The following is a 19,821-nucleotide window of genomic DNA, read 5'->3' as shown; positions in this document are numbered from 1 at the left end:
TCATTTAGAAAATTGCGATTTCAGATTATCGTAAAGGTTTATAAATATTATTTTCTTTTCAAAAAATTTTTAAAATTAATCGGCATTATAAACAATTTTTCTCCTGACAGACTGATTCTGGTTATACAATTCTATATCTGTTACTCCGCCTTCGTAGAGCATTTCAATGATGACCGAATTTTTATTGATCTTATAAGAAATTTCAACGATTCCATTTTTATTTACCTTTTCAGAAGTATTGGTTTTCGGAAGCTTTTTAAGCAGAAATTCCGAATCTCTTACCAACGACTGATTAATAATTTCCTGATAAACATCTTCGAGCGAATTGGAAGAAATGATACATTCCTCACCCGACATCATCTCACCAGTAAGCTCCTTACAATTAGTTTTAGCAATATTGGCTATTGATTTTTCGTTTTTTCCGGCTGTAATACCACAAACTTTTCTGAAATCATATTGAGTAAGAAGTTCTTTTTTGAAACTAATTTCCACAGGTTCTTCTGGATCAGCCGTAATATCAAAAAGTTTTTCTGAACCGGGTACAAAATTGAGCCACGCAACTGCATTTTCTACTACCTGTATATTCTGTGAAGATTCTGAAAGATTGTTTTTTACATATAATTCCAAAACAATTTTATCATCAGAACTGCTTTCAATTCTGATAAAAACATCCTTGTAATTTTTTACCGCCGGAAGATTGCTGGACAAAACAAGCTGTCGGAAAAACTCTTCACAATTGATCTCTGACTTTTGCTCAACAGTTTTTGGCTGAACAACTTCTGCACTTTTTACTTCAGCAATCGGTTCTGCTTTATTGGACGCCTTCTGGCATCCAAACATGAATAAAACAAAAAATAGTATTGCGCTTTGCTTCATTTTTTTAATCATAAATTTAAATATAAACTACAAGGCTTCTATAAATCTGGCTCTGATATTCTTTAAAGAATCCTGATAAGCCGTTTGTGCGGTTGTATCTTTCGCATTAAACCATCGTGCATAATTTCCGTTGTATTTGATGATGTATTTTGCTTTGTATTCCATTCCGGCAAGTACAGAAGGTAATTTTACAAACTCTTTCTGCTTATCGGTAATCTGTGCATTTCCTCCTGCTCCACTCAAACCTTTACCTTCAAAAGCACTCCATGTTCCTGTTGGCTGCTCGATGAAAAGTGAAGAATCCCAACCGTAATAAGGCGGTTCTCCAAACGCTTCCATACCTCCTGTTCCGCAATGCTGATATTGTTTTGATTTGAAATGAGAAGTCTCTAATCGGTACATTTTTTCTACAATGGTAACCAGCTGTTTGCCTGTAACCTCAACTTCTTCTTCCGAACCTTCCCATTTCCATTTCCAAGTTTGGTTTTTATATCGGTTATACAGATCGGTAATAGCTTGTTTACCGTCTTCTTCTGTGAATAGTTCGTCATCACCTGTATCATCATCGAAAGTATTTTTATACCCTTCTCTCAAAATTTCCAGCGGATCTACAAGATCGCTTCTTCGCTTATATTTGTTGTCGCCCGACAAGATATGATTTTTATCTAAATCAAAACCTTCAGTTCCTGTATAATGCTCGAAGTGAATCATATAAATAGTATGACCGCTGATCACTGTAATCCCGTGAAGATAACCGGTAACTCCCAGTTTTTGTCCCTGTACAACCTGATCTCCCTCTTTTACTTCTTTCTTGCTTGGCGCAACTTCACCGTAATTGATGATAAACTCACGTCCGTCGTTGGTTTTATGATGTACGGCAATATAATCGGTTCCGGCATAGAAAGGTGCTGTTTTTAGAACTACACCATCTGCCATGGCAACAATTTCGGTTTCCGGCTGCGTGTAAAGATCTCGACCTGCATGCTTTCTGGTTCCTTTGCTTCTGTTTGAATTGAAAGTCGTCATATTATTACCCTGACTTGCTGCCCAATAATAATTTTGTCCCCAGGTTTTGCCAAGATCATTTTCCGGTTTTACTTTGAGTGGGAAAATCACCGGTTTTGTTTTCGTTAATTGGAAATAGGCGCCATCCGTTTTCAGGAAGTCTTTTTCATGCTGTTTTTCTCCCTGTGCTTTTACCTGAAGATACAACAGCTCAGATTGTTTTTTGTACAATTTAAACTTTACCGTATCATTTTGCTTATAGGTTTTCACCTCTAAAATACTTTCAATATCGGCAATGAAAGCTGTTTTATCTTCAGCAATTTTCGGATTGTTGGCATTGCCTTTTTTGGCATTGGTTAAAATAATATCGGCAATTCTTCGCTTATCATTATCATTTGCGATGGCAGTATCTCCACCGAATTTATAAGTATATTCACCATCTTCTTTTCCTTTTGCTAATTTTTCTCTCCATTGCTTAAAATCATCATTAGACTTAGGTCTCAGATGGACAGGAACTTTAGCTATTCCATTTTCTATAGTGGCTTTAAATTCTGTTTTCTCTGTGCCCTGAACTTCTGTTCCTGCCTGTGCAGGTTGCTCCATCTGAGCTTCCGTAATTTCAAGAACCGGTAAAACTGCTCCTGCAGAACCTTTTAGGAAACCATCTTTTTCTTTAATGATAATGGTTGCCTGTTTTCCGTTCAAACCTGCTGCACGGGCAACAAGATAAACTTTAGAATCTAAAGGTGCTTTCTCTATCTTTTTGAATTCTGCCCCCAATTTAAAAACAGGAATTGTAACGGTTTTGTTATTTTCCGTATCAGTACCATATTCATTTGCTGTGAGTGCCTGAATAATGGTTTCTTTTGTCGTATATTTTTTTGCAGCTTTTAATTCGCCTGCGATTCTTTTAAGAACAGTATCGGCTACTTTTGCTTTTTCATCGGCAGTAGAAGTTTTGTTGTTGGCTTTTCTTCCGCCAAATGTGTACACATGATTTCCATCTGCTTCACCTGTAAGTTTTGTGTATTCTTTTTTAGCAAAATAAGCATCCGTTAAATTCTCAACAGAAGAATCCTGAACAATACTCACTGTTTTCCCGCCGCCTGCTTGTGGAGTCGGTGTTTTCTGGGCTGTAATTTTTCCCGGAGCTTCTTTGTAATCCCAAAGTTCAAGCTTGTTCCACCAATCTGTAACTCTGTCGACGATTCCTTTTTCTTCCTTTTGAGATTGAGGTTTTGCAGCCGCAGGAGAGTTTTGAGCTCTCGGAGGAGGTGTTGTCTGAGCAGGAGGTGTTGTCTGCGATGAAGAATTATTATTTGTTTGCTGTGGTCTTGGTTGCGGTCTGGTTACCGGAGTCGGAGCATGAAGCGGATTATTTACATTAACATTATCCGTTGCATGTTTCGTATGCGAAAAATATTCTACGGTAACATAAAATTCAAGCTTTTCGGGATCTGTTTCGCCCTGCATTGCTTTTTGCATCAATGCCCTTGTTAAAGTAAATTCTGCTACAGCAACGCCACTTGCATTTACAGACGCTTCTTTCGTTTCAATTAAAAGATTTTTGACATCATGACCTTCCCCAGTCTGATCATCTTCCCAAAGAGAAAATTTCAATTTTTTACCCGCCAAATTAACGCAGTGTGCACGAGCTCTCATTTTTTCAGTAAAACTAAATTCAGTTCCGGGAGAATCATCTACATATTGCAGTTCTACTTTTTCAATTTTCGGAACTGCTGCAGGTTGCGGAGTGATTTCAATGGTAGAAGCTCCACTTCCTTCCGGTTCGAAAAGATAAGCTTCAAGGCGATAGGTATGCTTTTGTGCAACTTCACCAAAAGTAAAAGTTCCTGTACCTGTTTTTTTTATGTTGGTTGTTGTAAATCTGCCGTCGGATCTTTTTTTGAACAATTCCCAAGTAACACCTGCTGCATTACGTTGATTTTGTGGTGTCGCAGGATACCAGTCTGCAATAGTGTAATTCGTCGCCTCCCCTACTTTAGGAGAAGTATTACCTGATATTTTTGAAACTCCTCTTTTTGACATCTCAGAAATTTTTAAAATTAATAAGCATCTATTTCGCTTTCCATCGCTGTTTCTTTGAAGTCATCGACATTTACCAGAGGATTCATGTGTCTGATGATTTTCTCATCTGCATTTTTCACATTCTGTTTGCTCATCTCACCACGCTGCCCGTGATCTTTAATGGTTATTTTGCCACCAGTTGTACATTGAAGTTCAGAAACTTCAGTCACACATTTTTTATCCATTACCAAAACTTTTTCATAAGTTTTCTGCCATTTTCCTGCAGGTGCATATGCGCAGGGAAGATAACCGCCTGAGCTTGGTTTTAGTTTACATTTTCCAAAACTTGGACCGGGTGGATCAAACTGTAGGTCGTCTTCTGTGACAGCCAGATAATCTGCACTTCCTGCAGAATCATTCCAGAAATGTTTGTTGTGTGTACTTACGATATGTTTAGGAAACTGATCTCCCTGATCACATTGACATGTTCCCTTTTGAACGACAAAGTGTTTGCCATCATGAGATGATGCTTGAGTAGACATATTTGTGATATTTGGTATCTCAAAGATAACAAAAAGTAATTTAACATAAAAAAAACGGAAAATTAATTTTCCGTTTTTTTGTTATGCAGTAAACAATTAATGCTTAGTGTATTCCGGCTCTTCTACCGGAAGCATTGTCGGCATAAAATATTCACTAAGCCAGTAAAATTCCTGACCGTTTTGCTTAATTTTCACCGCAGGATTATTTCGATGCGTAAGCATTCTGTCTGCTAAATCTTTATAATATTTAAAATAGCTTCTAGCTTCCTCGTTGGTAATAATATTTGATTTCGTCCAACCTCTCAGCATATATTTTGACATTTTTTCTTCTTCAGAATTATCAAAACCTGTGCTTACCGCTACAGCATAAGACATTGGCTGTTTATAGAGTTCACCTTTATCTAAAAATTGCAAGGTCGGGTTATATTTTTTCAGAAGTTTAATATATTCTTTCACAGCTCTTCCTTGTTTAAAATCGGTTCTTGCAGCTCCGGTATTTTCATAAACTTCTCTGTAGAAAGCTTTTAATTGATCATATTCAGTTTCTGAAATCAAAATTCCTTTTTCCATTCCCTGCTTATAATCCATTAATTCTTTAGGAATATAACCTTTTGCCAAAAACGGATTTCCGTAATTGATCAGCTGGGCTGCAATTCCCGAAGGAACAGGATTCGTTAATCCCGGATATAGATATTTGTATTTGAAATCAACCTCCGTTTTATCTGCACCTACCGAAGAATGAAAACGCTCATTCAAAGATTTATCAATCATTTCGTTATCGTAAGTAACCTGAGCAATAAGACTATCGACAGATTTCACCAACAAACCAGGAGCGGTAATATCTCCTTTTTTAGGAAAAATAACAAAGCCTTGAGCCATGCTCTGTTTAGGAAAATCTAATGAAAAGAAACCTGCGTCACTCTCTATCAGATTAAAATTATTCTTCGTTAAGACATCACTCTGCTTGATGATTTTTTGCTTTTTTAATTCAGCAACATTCTTCGCCGTATTGGTAACAATATTTTCCGACATCAAAACAAAATCGTTATACGTATCAGAAGAACGAGCATTCGTCTGGAACATAATCAGCTTTGCCTGAGCTTGTGTAAGTGAACCAATTACACTAGACATACTCCCGTTTCTGTTGGCAGAAGTACCAATTGTGATCACAATATTGGTTTCATCCGGAACATTAGAAAGTAAATTCCCTGCAGCTATCAAACCTTCATTTAGAGGCTGATTTCCGATATTACTAGGGCAATTCATTTCATTTACTTTATCCTCTATAAATTTAATTACTTTATTGTAATCCTGACTCAAAACTGATGGAGCTACATTCTCCCCACAAGAATTGTTTTTGTAAAGAACTACACCATATTTAATTGAATTAAAATAGGTAGGTTTTTCAAATTTGAGCTGAAGATCCTGTAAAAGCGACCCAACAATCGGAATATATGGTGTATTTGATGCGCTTACATCCAAAACAAATACGATATTTGCCTTTTTATTCTTATCAATTATTTCTCTGTAACGGTCAAAATAAATGGCCTCTCCCAAAACATTTTTAACAAAGTTTTTACTGTAATCTAAAACATTGGTAAAATATTTTGTTCTCGTATCTGGTTTCGCTTCTTCATTTAAAGCTAAAGTTACCGGAAAAATATTTTCAAGAGGTGGTCTTTTATCAACATCTGTAAGTAAAACTGCGGTTCGTTTATCCGCATCCGCACCTCCGGGAGCACCTTCATGAATTCCCAGCGTGGTTTCTTTTACGCCCGTCGTATTTTTCATTTTCACTGCGGAACGTTCGCCCCAAGTAGAAATTACATCAGAACTTACCCATCCGTACAGACCTGTACTGATGCTATCGATGTCGATGGTCGGTTTTTTCCCTACCAAAAAGCGTTTGTTGTTTTCAGCCTGTTTGTAAACATAAACCATTTGTCCGTTTGGAATTTTTACATCAGCCATTTCGATCAGACTTGGTGAGTTAAAAACCATAATCGAGTCATTTTTATAATACCTTTCAGCACTTTTGATGACGTTTGGGCTGTTTGGTACGACTGCGACTCTTACCGGATAACCATTTTTTTCATTTTTTAACGAATTACTCCAAAGCAAAAGATCAGATTCCGGAATCCACCCATAAGTTTTTATTTGTTTTGATGAAACTTTTTTCATCAATGCATCAGGAATATATTCTGCCACTTTTACCATTCCGTCCCGGCTTTTCAGAACCATTAAAGGCTCTAAAAACTTAACTTCCTTATACGATTTTTCATCATTTTTATCTAGATAAGCAGTGTTTCTGGAACGGTCTGAAATAGCGATCCATGGTACTGATTTTTTAGGATACCCATTAATTACTGAAGCGTTGTCAATCTGCCCGTATTTTTGTGGCTCAGGGGTTTTTCTCGACGGTAATTTTACCTGACAACTGGTAAGTAAAACCGATAATCCCACATAATATGCCGCTAGAGGAAATTTATTTTTCATCTTATTTTCTTTATGATTGGTGCAATGCCCTAAAAACTGGAGCATAAATTATTTACTTTGGTTGATATCTACTTTGGTTACACAGGTCATACCGTCGTCAAAATTGAGTTTTACAGATTGTATTACCATATTTTTATCAAACTGAAGACCTGCACAGTACAGATAAAAATTATTAACCTTGCTGTCTGAAACTTTTACGATTGCATTTTCGTTGTTGCACAGATAAGTTTTCAGGAGATAGTTGTAATGCATATTAAAGCTGTTTCCGTTTGCGATCTGCTGCAGGTGATATTTAAAATCATTATCCTTTTTAGCATACAGTTCATCCAATGTAGGCTCTTCATCTTCCATAGAATTGTAAGCCTGAAGAATTTTGATATGGTGCTGAATAGGCTCAATATCTTTATCGGTATACAACGTAACCACATAATCTCCCGGTTTTTGGAAAGCATAAATCGCCAATTTATCTTTAGCATCAATTTTACCCGTTTCCCCAAATCTCCAGGTAAATTGAGAAGCATCAGAAAGGGCACGGAACTGCACATTTTCGTACTGCATTGCCTGCGTTTGCGCATCAATTTTCGTAACTGAAGATGCACTGTCTTTAGGTTTTGGAATTCCTCTTGCCGAAACGAGAATCGGGAAAGATTTTGTGTATTTATTGTCAATAATCAATGTTACGTTGTAGTAACCCGGCTTATCATAAAAATGAATTCCGTTGCTTTTATCGGAAGTAGTGCCATCACCAAAATCCCATCTTTTGAATTTGGCAAACTCGGTTTTATCCTGAAACGTTAAGGTATCTCTTACTAAAAGTGAAGACGGGAAAACCACTCCTTTGATATCATCTGCCGAATGGATGACCTTCTTCTGAAGCCACAATGCGACGAGTGCGGCGATAAGTAATGTGGCTATAACACCAATGATGATGTTTTTCCTGTTCTTTTGAAAATAGTTCATAGTAGTTTTTTGTGATGTGTATTATAATTTATGGTGTTATCTTGCGTTTAAAGCGTTATTCCTATCGCGGAGACTCTGGCTTTTTTCTTTGTATCCTAACTGGCAGTCTTCAAACTGCTTTTCAAATGTTTTTGTTGTTTCATTCATTTTCATAATTCTGTCTTTATCGATCATATTCATTTTGAAAAATTTTCCGATCTGCGGAAATGCCTGTTTACGTGGATCGTTAACAACAACATTCTGAAACGTATTGGCTAAATCCTGTATAGCAAATTCCGCCTCATTTCTTTCTACTGGCTGCTGAATTTCTACAGACAATCTGTTTACTCTTGCTGAAGCAGTGTCTATTAAAACCAGCCCGACTTTCTGCTGCTGGTTGAATTTTACTTTCTGCTCAAGGATCTGTAGCGAATTGGTATCTGCTTCTGAAAAAGGAGATGCGAAACTTTTAAGAAAAATAATTCCTAAAAACAAAAGCGCAACAACAAGCATTAAAATCAGATATAAAAACTGATATTGTTTTTCTTTTTTTGATAGTGTGATCTGGCCCTGCATAATTTCTTTACTTTAAAATAATGGCTATCTTCTTCTACCTGTAAACTTTCTGGTAGGATCTATTTTCATTTTATTGTTGATCTGATTAGATTTTCCCTGACATTCCTGAACGTTGCGTATCGCAATCTGTTGTTTGAAAGAAACACTGATTATCTGACTTTTCAGATTGAGCATTGGCTTTATTTTCTGCATTAAAACAGCATAATGCTTGAAATTATTAGCGCTATCGGCTCCCATAATGTCCTGTGCTTCCCGAACATTATCGAGAATATAGGTGCGTAAAAAATTATCGTTATAAGCTTTATCAGAATCTAAAAGCTCCATTCTTGCGTAAATACTGTCTACATGGGTACGCAAAAGATTATCTCTGTTCAGCAAGTCACGATAGCGACCAACTTCATCATCAACTCCCTTAAGCTGAGTATCATAGCTTTTGAAAAAGAAAAAGACGCTGGTAAATGAAACAGCAGATAAAATGACAAACGAAAATATGAATTTCCATATTCCCGATCTGACGTCAGATTTATTTAATTTTTTTTCTCTGTTAGAAGACATATCTGTAATTTGGTTTGGAATGTGAAAATAACAAAAAAAACAGTTATGCACAAAATTAAATTCAATGCATACAATACTATTTACAATTTTTTAATGTAAAGTTTAATTTTCAGATCCGAAAGATTTTCATATTTTAGTCATCAGAATTTTACTTCTACCTACCAAATCACGAAAAAGAATGAGCAAGTTACTGACCAATACAGTACGTTTTTCTATTGCAGACAGCGATTTTTATTTTAAAAAAATAATGATCAAAACGCTTCTGGAAAACCCTTTCAATATGCTTCTCAACGATTGCAACAATGGTCATGAGCTTATCAACAGAACGTACCGAAGACAGGAAGATGTTTTCATTATAGAACTTTTCATGCCTGTTCTCAGCGGTATTGAAGCCATCAAATTCATCAGAAAAAACAACAACGAAACTCCCATTATCACTTATTCGGGAACTTTTCAGGAAGATATTGCAGAGATTTTAGGTAAAATCCCAAACATCTATTACTGTCAGAAAAACAGCAATACGATAAAAGACATTGTAAAAGGACAGATCTCATCCAAAGATTTTGACTACGATGCCTATTATGAATCCTGGCAACAACAGCCACTCGCTGTACAGGAATATATGAACAGACAGAAAATGAGTCAGGAAGAACTGTCACCAACAGAGATCCAGCTGATGAAATTCTGCTATGAAGGATTCAGTAATAAAGAGATCGGCGAACAGCTTAATCTAAGCACCAGAACCATCGATACGTACATCAACAGACTTACAGAAAAGCTCGGTTTAAAGACCAAACTCCACCTCATCAGATTCTGTGTAGAAAACGGATATTACAATTCGAGTATGTAAAAAATCTCTTCTTTTCGGACGTATACTATACTAAACATAAAATTGTCAGCTATTTATGTTGAAATATTTTTCGCCTGAATTTGCTACTATTCATTTTTTTTAACTAAATTTGCACACCTAAAATTTAAAATTTACAAAGGAAATGACAAAGGCAGAATTGGTAAACACCATCTCAAATAAATTGGGGACCGAAAAGAATGAAACACAGAAAGTTGTAGAAGCTTTTATGCAGGAGATCAGAACTTCTATGTACAATGGAGACAATGTTTACTTAAGAGGTTTTGGATCTTTCATCGTGAAAACAAGAGCAGCAAAAACGGGGAGAAACATCTCTAAGAACACTGCAATCGAAATTCCTGCACACAATATTCCTGCTTTCAAGCCATCAAAATCTTTTGTGGAGAAAGTGAAAACTAAAGTTGCAGTAAAATAAAGAATAATTAATATTAACTAGTTACTAAAAAATTTAACATTATGCCAAGCGGAAAGAAAAGAAAAAGACACAAGGTTGCAACACACAAAAGAAAGAAAAGAAGAAGAGCGAACAGACATAAGAAAAAATAATCTCTTACGGGATTTTTCAATATAATAATATAGTTGGTGTTTTTAAGTTATTAATATTCACCGACTATATTTTGTTATGTAAAATAAGCAGAAATTGAGATAAGATACAGCTGTTCGATTCTCAAATTTCATTATCAATCTTTTTATCTTTAATTTTAAAATGAAGAAAGAACTAATAGTTTCGCATGAAGATGATCTTACAAAGATTGCTTTGCTGGAGGATGGCAGACTATGTGAACTTCATGAGGAAGAAGACAAGAATGATTTTGTAGTCGGAGATCTGTTTATAGGAAAAGTAAAAAAACTTGCCCCCAATCTTAATGCCGCATTTGTAAACATCGGCTATGATAAAGATGCTTTTCTGCACTATCAGGATTTGGGACCGCAATACCTTACCTACCGAAAATTTCTAAAAGATTCGGTTTCTAAAAAACAGACTTCTTCAGGTCTGAAAAATTTTGAAATTCAGCCTGAAATCGACAAAAACGGGACAGTAGATAAGATCATCGCCAAAGATGATATCGTTTTATTACAAATTACCAAGGAGCCCATCTCCACAAAAGGACCCAGGATTTCTACACAAATTTCTTTAACAGGACGTTTTTTGGTCTTGATACCTTTCGACAACAAGGTTTCCATTTCAAAAAAAATAAGCAGTTCTGAAGAAAAAGTAAGACTTCGCACCCTGATCGACAGCATAAAACCGGAAGGCTTTGGCGTGATCATCAGAACGGTTGCAGAAGGAAAGAAAGTAGCTGATCTTCATAACGATATGAATCAGCTCATCCAAAAATGGGAGAATACTTTCAAGAATATTCAGAAGAATAAAGTACCTTCCAAAGTTCTAAGTGAGGATGACAAAGCATCGTCTATTTTAAGAGATAACTTCAATCAGGATTTTGTGAATGTTTTTTGCGATGACGAGCAAATGGTAGAAGAAATGAAAAATTATCTGGAAGTAATAGCTCCGGAACGAAAAAATATCGTTCAGTTTTACAACTCCCACATTCCTCTCCTCGAATATTATAACGTTGAAAAACAGCTTAAACAAAGCTTCGGAAAACACGTAAATATTCCAAGTTCAAAAGGTGCTTATCTGGTGATAGAACACACAGAAGCACTTCACGTAATCGACGTGAATTCCGGAAATAACATTACTGCCGGAAACACAGCCAATAAAGAACACGCACTGAACGTGAACAAAATGGCAGCCACAGAAATAGCAAGACAGCTTCGTCTTCGAGACATGGGCGGAATCATCGTCGTAGATTTTATCGACATGACCAACCCTGAACACAGAAAAGACCTGTACGAACATTTCAGAACCGAAATGAGCCGTGACAAAGCCCGTCATAAGATTTTACCGCCAAGTAAATTTGGTCTGATACAAATCACAAGACAAAGAAACCGTCCGGAAAAACAGATCGACACCAAAGAAGAAAACCCTAACAAAGACGGAGAAATTGTAGCTCCGATTGTTATTGTAGAAAGAATGGGTGAAACCATCAGAAACATTATGCAAAAGGAAAAAGGAAAACTATTCCTTCATGTGCATCCTTTCGTGGAAGCTTACCTTACCAAAGGAATTAAAAGCATTCAGATGAAATGGTTTTTGAAGTACAAAAAATGGGTAACCATCATTCCGAGGGATTCTTTTAAGTATTTAGAATACAAAATCTACAATTCTAATAAAGAAGAATTGAGCGGATATTCTAATTAAAAAACATTTTTACAGCCTCCAAATTTGGAGGCTTTTTCTTTGTATTTTTTCCTGATTTAGCATTTTCAAAATATTATATAAGAAAAATTCTGACTTCTAATTAATCAATTTTCGTACTTTAAAAAACAGATACCACAAGTTCAATTATTTAAAAAAATCATCCTTTTCTTTCACATTTGTACATTTCCCTACTTGAATAAATTTTAAACTAAAAAACATCAGAATAAAAGAACAAAACCCTCTGTTAATAAGCATTTTAAGCATTCAGAAAAGTTACAAAATAAATTTTAATCATAACGAAGTGAAATAAATCATCTTAAATTATCGTTTTCCTAAAAAAAACAGATTATTTTACTCAAAAAACGCAAAATATCGGTAAAATCATAGCAAATATTGGCATTTTTTCATTATATTTATATACTGAAAACTAGACCATGATGAAACCTAAGTTAACCATCTATGATGAGCCTTTGCTTTATGCCGAAGGTTTGTCAAAATTACTCGTTCAAGCCAAGATTTTTAGCTCAATCGAAATTTGTAATTCTTATGAAAATCTTTCTGAACACATCGAACAAAATCCGCCAGAATTTTTAATGATCAGTTCTGGTAATTTGGTTCTTACTGAAATGTATTCTTGCATAGAAAACATTATCATCAAGAATAAAAATACGAAGATCATTGTCATAGGAAAATCGTTTGATGTCGCAACAATCAGAAAACTTTTCAATAAAGGAATTAAAAGCTATCTCGACAGAAACAGTTCTTATGATGAATTTCTGAAATCAATCCAGGCTCTGATGTCTAATGAAATCTACATTTGCGAATATGCAAAAGAAATGATGATCAACTACATAAGCCATGAACAGGAAAAGCAAAATTCTCACATTAAAGATCCCTTGACTAAACGTGAGATGGAAATCCTGAAACACATCTGCAACGGATTGAGCAGTAAAGACATCAGCGAACTGCTTTTCATCAGCATCAATACTGTGGAAACGCACAGAAAAAGAATCCTGCTGAAGCTGAATGTAAAAAATTCTGTAGGCGTAGTGAAATATGCGATAGAGAATAAGATTTTCAGCTAAAGATCTCCGCTTTGAAACAAGAAAAATCTAAACTCAAAAAGTTTAGATTTTTTTTGCTTTTACTTTTTAACAGAAAAGAAAAACGTACAAAATTAATATGAATATATCGATGTGTTAATTTGGTTTTAGCAGATTATTTTGAAAATGGGTAGATTATTATTTAAAACTTTTTAATCAAAATAATCTGCAGGAGTTTTTTTATTCATTACTCATAATCCGGCATTTCGGCATTTGTGAAGAGTGTGGATCTAGTAAAATCAGTCATCGTACTGTTGAGATCAATTACCACAATATTTTTCTGAGAAATATTATCGTTGGAAGTATTCATCAGAATAACCTGAGAATCGTTTGGTGAAAATCTCGGATCAAGATCATTGGTTCCGACAGGTTTCTCACTTTCGGCAGATACATCCAGAATTGTGTCATTGGTTAAATTATAAATAAAAATTCTTGAATCAAGCTGTCGGTAATTAGAATCCTGATATCCGGAAACATCTCTCGTGTACATTAGTTTTTGTCCGTCTACGGAAAAATTCAATCCACCTGCTGCTCCGGAACCGCTGCTTATAATATTTTTCAAAACATTTCCAAGCATATCAATGATGTAAACTTTCACATTGTAGCCGTTAAAATTATTGGTCTTCAAAGCAATTTTATTGTTATCATAGCTCCAGTCGCATTCTGTAATCAGGCTTCCATCCGGCGTGGTGTACAAAAGCTGTTGTCCGCTACCGTCTTTATTGATCTTGTATAATTTATCAAAGTTAGAATAGATGAAAGTGCTTCCATTGGTACTCCATGCAAAATCCATTTCATAATTATTAAAACCGGAAACCGGAATCTGTGTTACTTTAAAAGGATTTGAACCATCAGGATTTGCTGTATAAATATGAGTTCCGCCACCTTCAGTTCTTAAAAATGCAATGAGTCCCGCATTATTATTTTTTCTCGGACGCCAACTGTTATACATTGATGCAGTATATTGGAAATTATTTCCCTGGCTGTCACTTGACATAATCACAAAATTACCGCTTATTTTTCTCGCATAATGATAACGGTTTGCGGGAACTGTGTTTGTTGTAAATTTAAATACAGCACTCAAAACTTCAGGATGAATTCCGTCTGAAACTCCCACCTGCCAAAAATAACTGACTCCGAACTGCAGATTATCGAGTGTGTAATGCTTTTCAGTAAGATCATTGACCTCAACAACATTGGTATTGATATTATTTTTCACAATCAATCGGTATTTCAGAACATCCGTACTATCTGGATCTGTAGAATTCCATTTCAATTCAACTGTCAGCGGCTGGTTTACCGCATTATCAATCGGGCTTAATAATTCCGGAGTTGTGGGTGGAGAATTTAATGAATCATCATCATCCATTTCAAAAACAATTGTCACCATTTGCCCCTGATTTTGAATATTGACCGCCTGAAAAGTGATTAAATAGCCCATAAGCTCAGATTTCACCGAATAATTACCAACCGGAAGATCTTTTATCTCAAACATTCCGTCTTTATCACTAAACACCGTTTGTGTACTCGGTGCGGTATAAATTTTTGCATTCTGTATCGGTTCGTTGGTTCCCCGTTTTACGACTTTACCTTTCAGCGTACCGGTTTGTGCCTGTTCTACCAATTCTTCACTGCAAGATCCTAAGGAAAAAAGCAGAATGAAAAGGGCAAATATTTTTAGAAGAGTTTCCATAGTTTAGTTTTTTAGTTTTTTCCGATATAAAAATTGATTCCAAGACCAAACCTTATTGCCTGATCATTTCTTTTTCCGCTTGCAAAATCTTCCCAATCGTCACTGAATCCCATATCATACTGTGAGGAAAGTCTTAAACCGATATTTTTTTGAACCAGATATTCCAGTCCGCCACCAAATTGTGCTTTGTATCTTGTTTTATCCTGTGAAAACATAGTAGCAACTCCGCCATAAACAAAAGGAGTAAGCTTATATTGCGGAATTAAAAGAAATTCAAGATTAACTTCGGTTACAAAAAATGAACGGGATATTATTTTATCGTTTTGAATTTTAAAATAATTGGCATTTGCCTCGAGATTAAAATTTTTGCTTAAAAAGTATTTTATTCCCAATTTCCCGCCGATATTGGTAGCAGGATTTACATAATCGTCTTTCACCTGTTGTGTCTCAACATTTCCGAAAATTGAAAGGTTTTGTCTGTCGTCATTCGGATATTTATTACCAACCAGTCTGTTGTTGTTATTTGCCTGTTCGGTATTGTATTCATCAATAATTCTTTGATAATTAACCGTTGAATCAACCGATTTTCCCCAGATTTTATCACGAATCCCTTCGATGACTAAAGATTTAACCGCTTTTTCGATAGCATCCGTTACAGCTAATTGAATAGGTTCGTTCTGAGTCATTCCAACCTCGGCTTCCAGAAGTCTTTCCGTATCAACATATCTGAAGAAACTTCCGTTTACACTGGTAGAAAGAATGGTTTTGGAAACGTAAACTGTTTTTAATATTTCACCGTTCAAAGTAGAAACAGCTCTCAGGTAAATGGTAATTCGATCCTGTCTGTATTGTGACGAAGCTCCAATTCCGAAATAACGTGCGCCAATTCCACCAGTCATAATATTGCTGTCGTAAGAAATCACACCGCCTTCAAGAAGGATTCCGGCATATAAAAGCGGAGGTAATCCTTGGCTGCTGTTTTTGTCGGCATCTTTCAGGTATTCTTGTCGGGTAGAACGAATAATCTGTCTTTCATTAAGAAGATTGGCAATATTTTCTCTTTCGATCGGAACAAACCAACGGCTGTCTTCAAGAGCTTTAATAAGAATTGTGGTGGTTCCCTGCGGAACTGCGGTGCTCCAGTTGTTTCCGTTTTCTGCAGGTTTGTATTGCCCGGTCTGATCGCGAAATTTATAAACGCCAATCACTATTTTTTCTTTAGGAAGCGGCAAACTTCTTAGTTCTGTAGTATAAGGTGTAATCTCTCCGATCGTGGATTTTTCTTTTGAAGAAGGAAGCCCGACCATCGAACCACATCCGTATAAAATGCACAGGAGCATTACACAGAATAAGATTCTGATATTAATATAAATTCTCATGATAGTTTTTAGTTTTAGTTTTTTTATTATTTCGGAACTACAATTTCCGACTGATCACCGGAAACGGTATCCAAAATATTGATAAGCAGCCCTTGAGCTGTAGAAGTTATCTGAAGGTAAAGTGAGCCAAACATATAATTTCCGGGCTTTACTCCTCCTTCACCAAACTGCTCGTTGAATAATTTATTTGAAAGCTGGCTTAAAACCTGCCTGTTCAGACTCTGAGTAAAACTGTCTAAGGAATTAAGACCACCCAGCAAACTGCTATTATTCGCTTTTTCATCAAACTGATTCTGAGCATTGGCTGAACTCAGAAGCCACTGATAATTAAAGGTATCGCCCCCAAATGCAGGATTGATAGGTTTATATACCAGTTGCTGAGATTTTGCGAGAAAAATTCCTGCAAAAAATATCATTGCAACGGTTAAAATTTTCATGGTATTTGGTTTTTAGTAAATGAATTCGTTTTTGATGAGATTTTTTCTGGCATTAAATTCTTTAATGTACCTTAAGGTATTTACAAGCTGTTCTTTCAGATAATCATCGCTGGGATTGGTGATAAAGCTGTACACGATTTTATCATCGATCTCGATGTTTATTTGTCCACTTGTACCTCTTGTCGGAAGCTCCGAAATTTTTATACTGGAGGAGCTTTTGTCCGGAATCTGACTGTACTGAATGTAAAACATATCATAGAAATCTCTTCCGACCTTTGTTTTGGTTTCATCGATCGTAAGCCCCTTCAGTTCGAATGCTTCTTCTTTCTCTACCTGACTGATTTTCTTTTTAAAAAAATCCTGATTGATTTCCAGACTGTCTTTGGATATGAGCTTTTGAGTCTGCTCGTCTCTGATGTACAAGAATGCTTTAAGGGCATCTTTGTTTTCTAAGCCTACATTTATTTCAGACAGCAATTTTGTTTCGCCGGGGTTGATGGAGAATTTTCCGCTCTGTCTGTTGTTTGAGAGGTTTCCGTTTCCGCCTCTTTTTATGCTTACCAAAAGATAATTGAGTTCTTCGTAAGTGGGAGTATTATTTGTTACCGTTCCTTTTATTTTAAGCTGTTTCTCAACTGTTTCACTTTCAATTTTCGCAACAATTTTTTTATCTTCTTGACCATACATTAATCCGGACAAGAGAATAATAAATATGAAAATCATTAACAGGTTGAAACTTTTCATAACTCATTTTTCTAATAATTTCTTACAAAAACCGTTTTATTATCTCCTTTTACATTGATCTCCATTCCGTTTGATATACTGTTACTTCCTGTAACATCCACAATATTATTGTAACCCTGAACGGTGACAGCCGCTTTTGTTTCTTTTTCGGTAAAAGCATTATTAAAATATATGCTGTTTTGGTCTCCAAGCTGCTGGACAATGATATTGGTTTTTGAACTTACATTAAGTTCCGTATTATTCATGTTTCCGATCTGCGCAACAACTGATGAATTGTTTTGGGTAGTATTTTGAATAGAAATCACATCCATAATTGTATTGCTGTTGATTTTATTCCAGTCGATCTGTTGCGATTTCGCAAAGAAAAATGCGAGCAGAGCAACACTTGATATTAATTTCATTACAGTTTTCATTTTTTTTGATTTAAAGGTACTCCATTACGGTGCGTTACAAAACACACCTTCCCGTTACGAAGACAAAATCACTACAATCTGGTATATCATGCAGTATTTTTACGGACGATCATCAAATAAAAAAGGAGAAGCCGCTGCTTCTCCCCTTTTTACTAAAATGTATTCTAATTATTAGTTAGATTGATTTACAGTTAAAGTATTGTTGTTACCAGTTTGCATTCCAACATGGCTATGAGAACCACCACTTTGAGTAATTGTAGCTAAGTTATCATCTCCCATTTGAACATTGATTGCTGAATTTGAAGTTCCGATCTGAGTTTGATATAAACTGTTACCGTCACCAATTTGCAGCCCCACTGTAGAGTTATCAGTTCCTCCCTGAAGAGACAATGCGATGTTTCCGTCACCTACTTGTCCGTGAGCTGCAGAGTTTCCGTCACCCCATTGTCCTTGTCCGATGTAGTTGTTATCTCCCGCTTGTCCAGCAACAGCAGTGTTTTCGTCACCTTCCTGATATTGCTGAATAAGGTTTGAATCACCTAACTGACCAGCCATTGCAACGTTGTCGTTACCTACCTGATTTTGCCAGATAGAATTGAAAGCACCTACCTGAACAGCAGTAACTTCATTTCTGTTTCCGTCCTGCATTTGCTCAACAGAGTTTAAAAGACCTAATTGCCAAGTTTGTGCAGAGTTTCTGTTACCCAATTGCTCAGTTACGTTAGAGTTCCAGATTCCGCTTTGATCTACGTCTACGTTGTTTCTGTTACCATCACTTACCACTTCGTTAGAGTTTCCGCTTCCAACTTGATCGATTGTAGCGTTGTTACGATTCCCGTCCTGCAAAAGTGAATTTTCATTCATCAATCCTGTTTGATTCACAGTTGCTACGTTTAAGTTTCCATTTTGGGTAGAAGTATCGCTGTTAGATTGAGCGAAAGTAAGACCCATTGTTGCTAGTGTTAGAACACATGAAATTAAATTTTTCATTTTAATAAAAATTTGTTGGTTAATAGTGAGACAAAGATAGAAGCGCAGATCGTAGGAAAAACCACCGCAAAAGTGTAAATTTCAAAAATCACGGGACACCGTTTTTATTGTAACCGTTTCCAGTTTTTGGTTCTAACGGTTATACGTTACAAAATGTATCCGTAGAATTACTATAAGAATTTTAATCTTAAAATTATCTATAATTAACATTTTCTGACTTCCTTTCTAAAAGATATATTAGTAAATTTGAGCTATGGAAAGTTTTGGAAAAGATCTTTTACGCAAAATAAAAAACGCGGAACTGGCAGGTGCAAATGCGCATGGAATTTTCTCGCCGCCATCTCGCCCTATATTCACTTATGATGAGGTTTTAGAAAAAAATCCGAAATTTGCCGCCGTCAATATTGTTTTATATTTAAAGGATAACGAATGGCACTTTCCTTTGATTGTAAGATCTGAAAATGAAAGAGACCGACATAGCGGGCAAATCTCTCTTCCGGGCGGAAAACGCGAAGAAATGGATCAAGATTTTACCGAAACTGCCATCCGTGAAACTTCTGAAGAAATAGGGCTTGAAAAACATTATGTAAGAATCATCCGTGAATTGTCTCCCATATACATTCCGCCGAGTAATTTTTATGTTTATCCCTATATTTCATACACTAAAAAGAATCCGGAATTTATTCTGCAGCAAAGTGAAGCCGTAGAAGTTATAGAATTTCCGATCACTTCATTTCTAAATTTACCGGACAGCCCGGAAATCATGGCACTTCCCGGAGCAGGAGGTCATGAGGTTCCTGTCATTAATTTCAACGGATATATTATCTGGGGCGCTACAGCCATGATCCTGAGCGAATTCAGCCAGTTGATTAAAAAAATGTAACTTTGCAACTATTATGTTTAATTAAAAA

At 35.9% G+C, this 19,821-nt stretch carries 18 protein-coding genes; 5 read left to right on the top strand and 13 right to left on the bottom strand.

The window, feature by feature from the left end; translation table 11 throughout:
* Positions 1-75: 75 nt before the first annotated feature.
* The 7 genes from BA768_RS02330 to tssO (BA768_RS02300) all read right to left on the bottom strand — a co-directional run bounded on the left by BA768_RS02330 (position 76) and on the right by tssO (BA768_RS02300) (position 9,017).
* On the bottom strand, positions 76-876 hold the full coding sequence (locus BA768_RS02330; RefSeq protein ID WP_123947048.1) for a hypothetical protein: 801 nt from the start codon (positions 874-876) through the stop codon (positions 76-78).
* A gap of 27 nt (positions 877-903) precedes the next feature.
* Positions 904-3,930 carry a M23 family metallopeptidase gene (locus BA768_RS02325; RefSeq protein WP_065719532.1) on the bottom strand — a complete coding sequence of 1,009 codons (3,027 nt, stop codon included), beginning with the start codon at positions 3,928-3,930 and terminating at the stop codon, positions 904-906.
* A gap of 17 nt (positions 3,931-3,947) precedes the next feature.
* Positions 3,948-4,451: a DUF4280 domain-containing protein gene (locus tag BA768_RS02320; protein ID WP_034674138.1), complete on the bottom strand. Its 504-nt coding sequence runs from the start codon at positions 4,449-4,451 to the stop codon at positions 3,948-3,950.
* A gap of 96 nt (positions 4,452-4,547) precedes the next feature.
* Positions 4,548-6,947 carry a type VI secretion system protein TssR domain-containing protein gene (tssR, locus tag BA768_RS02315; RefSeq protein WP_065719531.1) on the bottom strand — a complete coding sequence of 800 codons (2,400 nt, stop codon included), beginning with the start codon at positions 6,945-6,947 and terminating at the stop codon, positions 4,548-4,550.
* A 48-nt stretch (positions 6,948-6,995) separates the two neighbouring features.
* A complete protein-coding gene (locus tag BA768_RS02310) occupies positions 6,996-7,907 on the bottom strand; it encodes a PKD domain-containing protein (RefSeq protein ID WP_034674134.1) in 912 nt (303 codons plus the stop codon).
* Between the two features lie 36 nt (positions 7,908-7,943).
* Entirely contained in the window at positions 7,944-8,462 is a 519-nt protein-coding gene (gene tssO, locus BA768_RS02305) for a type VI secretion system TssO (RefSeq protein WP_034674132.1), read from the bottom strand.
* Between the two features lie 24 nt (positions 8,463-8,486).
* Positions 8,487-9,017: a type VI secretion system TssO gene (tssO, locus tag BA768_RS02300; RefSeq protein WP_034674130.1), complete on the bottom strand. Its 531-nt coding sequence runs from the start codon at positions 9,015-9,017 to the stop codon at positions 8,487-8,489.
* 178 nt (positions 9,018-9,195) lie between these two features.
* Here tssO (BA768_RS02300) and BA768_RS02295 point away from each other — a divergent pair, with 178 nt between their 5' ends.
* From BA768_RS02295 to BA768_RS02280, 4 genes are all read left to right on the top strand, one after another.
* A complete protein-coding gene (locus BA768_RS02295; protein ID WP_034674128.1) occupies positions 9,196-9,867 on the top strand; it encodes a response regulator transcription factor in 672 nt (223 codons plus the stop codon).
* 142 nt (positions 9,868-10,009) lie between these two features.
* On the top strand, positions 10,010-10,300 hold the full coding sequence (locus tag BA768_RS02290) for an HU family DNA-binding protein (protein WP_034674127.1): 291 nt from the start codon (positions 10,010-10,012) through the stop codon (positions 10,298-10,300).
* A gap of 291 nt (positions 10,301-10,591) precedes the next feature.
* Entirely contained in the window at positions 10,592-12,151 is a 1,560-nt protein-coding gene (locus BA768_RS02285; protein WP_065719530.1) for an Rne/Rng family ribonuclease, read from the top strand.
* Positions 12,152-12,588: 437 nt separating this feature from the next.
* Positions 12,589-13,236, top strand: coding sequence for a response regulator transcription factor (locus tag BA768_RS02280; RefSeq protein WP_034677096.1), 648 nt, complete (start codon positions 12,589-12,591; stop codon positions 13,234-13,236).
* A gap of 205 nt (positions 13,237-13,441) precedes the next feature.
* Here BA768_RS02280 and BA768_RS02275 read toward each other — a convergent pair whose 3' ends face one another.
* From BA768_RS02275 to BA768_RS02250, 6 genes are all read right to left on the bottom strand, one after another.
* On the bottom strand, positions 13,442-14,947 hold the full coding sequence (locus BA768_RS02275) for a carboxypeptidase-like regulatory domain-containing protein (protein WP_065719529.1): 1,506 nt from the start codon (positions 14,945-14,947) through the stop codon (positions 13,442-13,444).
* An 11-nt stretch (positions 14,948-14,958) separates the two neighbouring features.
* Positions 14,959-16,326 (bottom strand): CsgG/HfaB family protein, encoded by a 1,368-nt coding sequence (locus BA768_RS02270; protein WP_065719528.1) that lies wholly within the window; start codon positions 16,324-16,326, stop codon positions 14,959-14,961.
* A 26-nt stretch (positions 16,327-16,352) separates the two neighbouring features.
* Positions 16,353-16,763 (bottom strand): curli production assembly/transport component CsgF, encoded by a 411-nt coding sequence (locus BA768_RS02265; protein ID WP_034674122.1) that lies wholly within the window; start codon positions 16,761-16,763, stop codon positions 16,353-16,355.
* 12 nt (positions 16,764-16,775) lie between these two features.
* The gene (locus BA768_RS02260; protein WP_228388263.1) at positions 16,776-17,486 is read right to left on the bottom strand and encodes a curli production assembly/transport protein CsgE; all 711 of its coding nucleotides are present in this window, start codon (positions 17,484-17,486) and stop codon (positions 16,776-16,778) included.
* 32 nt (positions 17,487-17,518) lie between these two features.
* On the bottom strand, positions 17,519-17,908 hold the full coding sequence (locus BA768_RS02255) for a hypothetical protein (RefSeq protein ID WP_083206571.1): 390 nt from the start codon (positions 17,906-17,908) through the stop codon (positions 17,519-17,521).
* A gap of 183 nt (positions 17,909-18,091) precedes the next feature.
* Positions 18,092-18,910 carry a hypothetical protein gene (locus BA768_RS02250; protein ID WP_034674116.1) on the bottom strand — a complete coding sequence of 273 codons (819 nt, stop codon included), beginning with the start codon at positions 18,908-18,910 and terminating at the stop codon, positions 18,092-18,094.
* Positions 18,911-19,163: 253 nt separating this feature from the next.
* Here BA768_RS02250 and BA768_RS02245 point away from each other — a divergent pair, with 253 nt between their 5' ends.
* Positions 19,164-19,793 carry an NUDIX hydrolase gene (locus BA768_RS02245; RefSeq protein ID WP_034674114.1) on the top strand — a complete coding sequence of 210 codons (630 nt, stop codon included), beginning with the start codon at positions 19,164-19,166 and terminating at the stop codon, positions 19,791-19,793.
* The last annotated feature ends 28 nt before the right edge of the window (positions 19,794-19,821 follow it).

It is taken from the genome of Chryseobacterium sp. CBo1, assembly GCF_001693475.1.
Taxonomy (GTDB): domain Bacteria; phylum Bacteroidota; class Bacteroidia; order Flavobacteriales; family Weeksellaceae; genus Chryseobacterium; species Chryseobacterium formosense.
Note: the sequence above shows the minus strand (reverse complement) of the source record. Positions and strands in the feature narration are given on the sequence as shown.

Coding starts and splice junctions, on each gene's coding strand:
- tssO (WP_034674130.1), bottom strand. CDS start 9,017: ATGTCTTCTAACAGAGAAAAAAAATTAAATAAATCTGACGTCAGATCG.
- tssO (WP_034674132.1), bottom strand. CDS start 8,462: ATGCAGGGCCAGATCACACTATCAAAAAAAGAAAAACAATATCAGTTT.
- BA768_RS02265 (WP_034674122.1), bottom strand. CDS start 16,763: ATGAAAATTTTAACCGTTGCAATGATATTTTTTGCAGGAATTTTTCTC.
- BA768_RS02275 (WP_065719529.1), bottom strand. CDS start 14,947: ATGGAAACTCTTCTAAAAATATTTGCCCTTTTCATTCTGCTTTTTTCC.
- BA768_RS02330 (WP_123947048.1), bottom strand. CDS start 876: ATGAAGCAAAGCGCAATACTATTTTTTGTTTTATTCATGTTTGGATGC.
- BA768_RS02255 (WP_083206571.1), bottom strand. CDS start 17,908: ATGAAATTAATATCAAGTGTTGCTCTGCTCGCATTTTTCTTTGCGAAA.
- tssR (WP_065719531.1), bottom strand. CDS start 6,947: ATGAAAAATAAATTTCCTCTAGCGGCATATTATGTGGGATTATCGGTT.
- BA768_RS02245 (WP_034674114.1), top strand. CDS start 19,164: ATGGAAAGTTTTGGAAAAGATCTTTTACGCAAAATAAAAAACGCGGAA.
- BA768_RS02280 (WP_034677096.1), top strand. CDS start 12,589: ATGAAACCTAAGTTAACCATCTATGATGAGCCTTTGCTTTATGCCGAA.
- BA768_RS02295 (WP_034674128.1), top strand. CDS start 9,196: ATGAGCAAGTTACTGACCAATACAGTACGTTTTTCTATTGCAGACAGC.
- BA768_RS02325 (WP_065719532.1), bottom strand. CDS start 3,930: ATGTCAAAAAGAGGAGTTTCAAAAATATCAGGTAATACTTCTCCTAAA.
- BA768_RS02290 (WP_034674127.1), top strand. CDS start 10,010: ATGACAAAGGCAGAATTGGTAAACACCATCTCAAATAAATTGGGGACC.
- BA768_RS02250 (WP_034674116.1), bottom strand. CDS start 18,910: ATGAAAAATTTAATTTCATGTGTTCTAACACTAGCAACAATGGGTCTT.
- BA768_RS02320 (WP_034674138.1), bottom strand. CDS start 4,451: ATGTCTACTCAAGCATCATCTCATGATGGCAAACACTTTGTCGTTCAA.
- BA768_RS02270 (WP_065719528.1), bottom strand. CDS start 16,326: ATGAGAATTTATATTAATATCAGAATCTTATTCTGTGTAATGCTCCTG.
- BA768_RS02310 (WP_034674134.1), bottom strand. CDS start 7,907: ATGAACTATTTTCAAAAGAACAGGAAAAACATCATCATTGGTGTTATA.
- BA768_RS02285 (WP_065719530.1), top strand. CDS start 10,592: ATGAAGAAAGAACTAATAGTTTCGCATGAAGATGATCTTACAAAGATT.
- BA768_RS02260 (WP_228388263.1), bottom strand. CDS start 17,486: ATGATTTTCATATTTATTATTCTCTTGTCCGGATTAATGTATGGTCAA.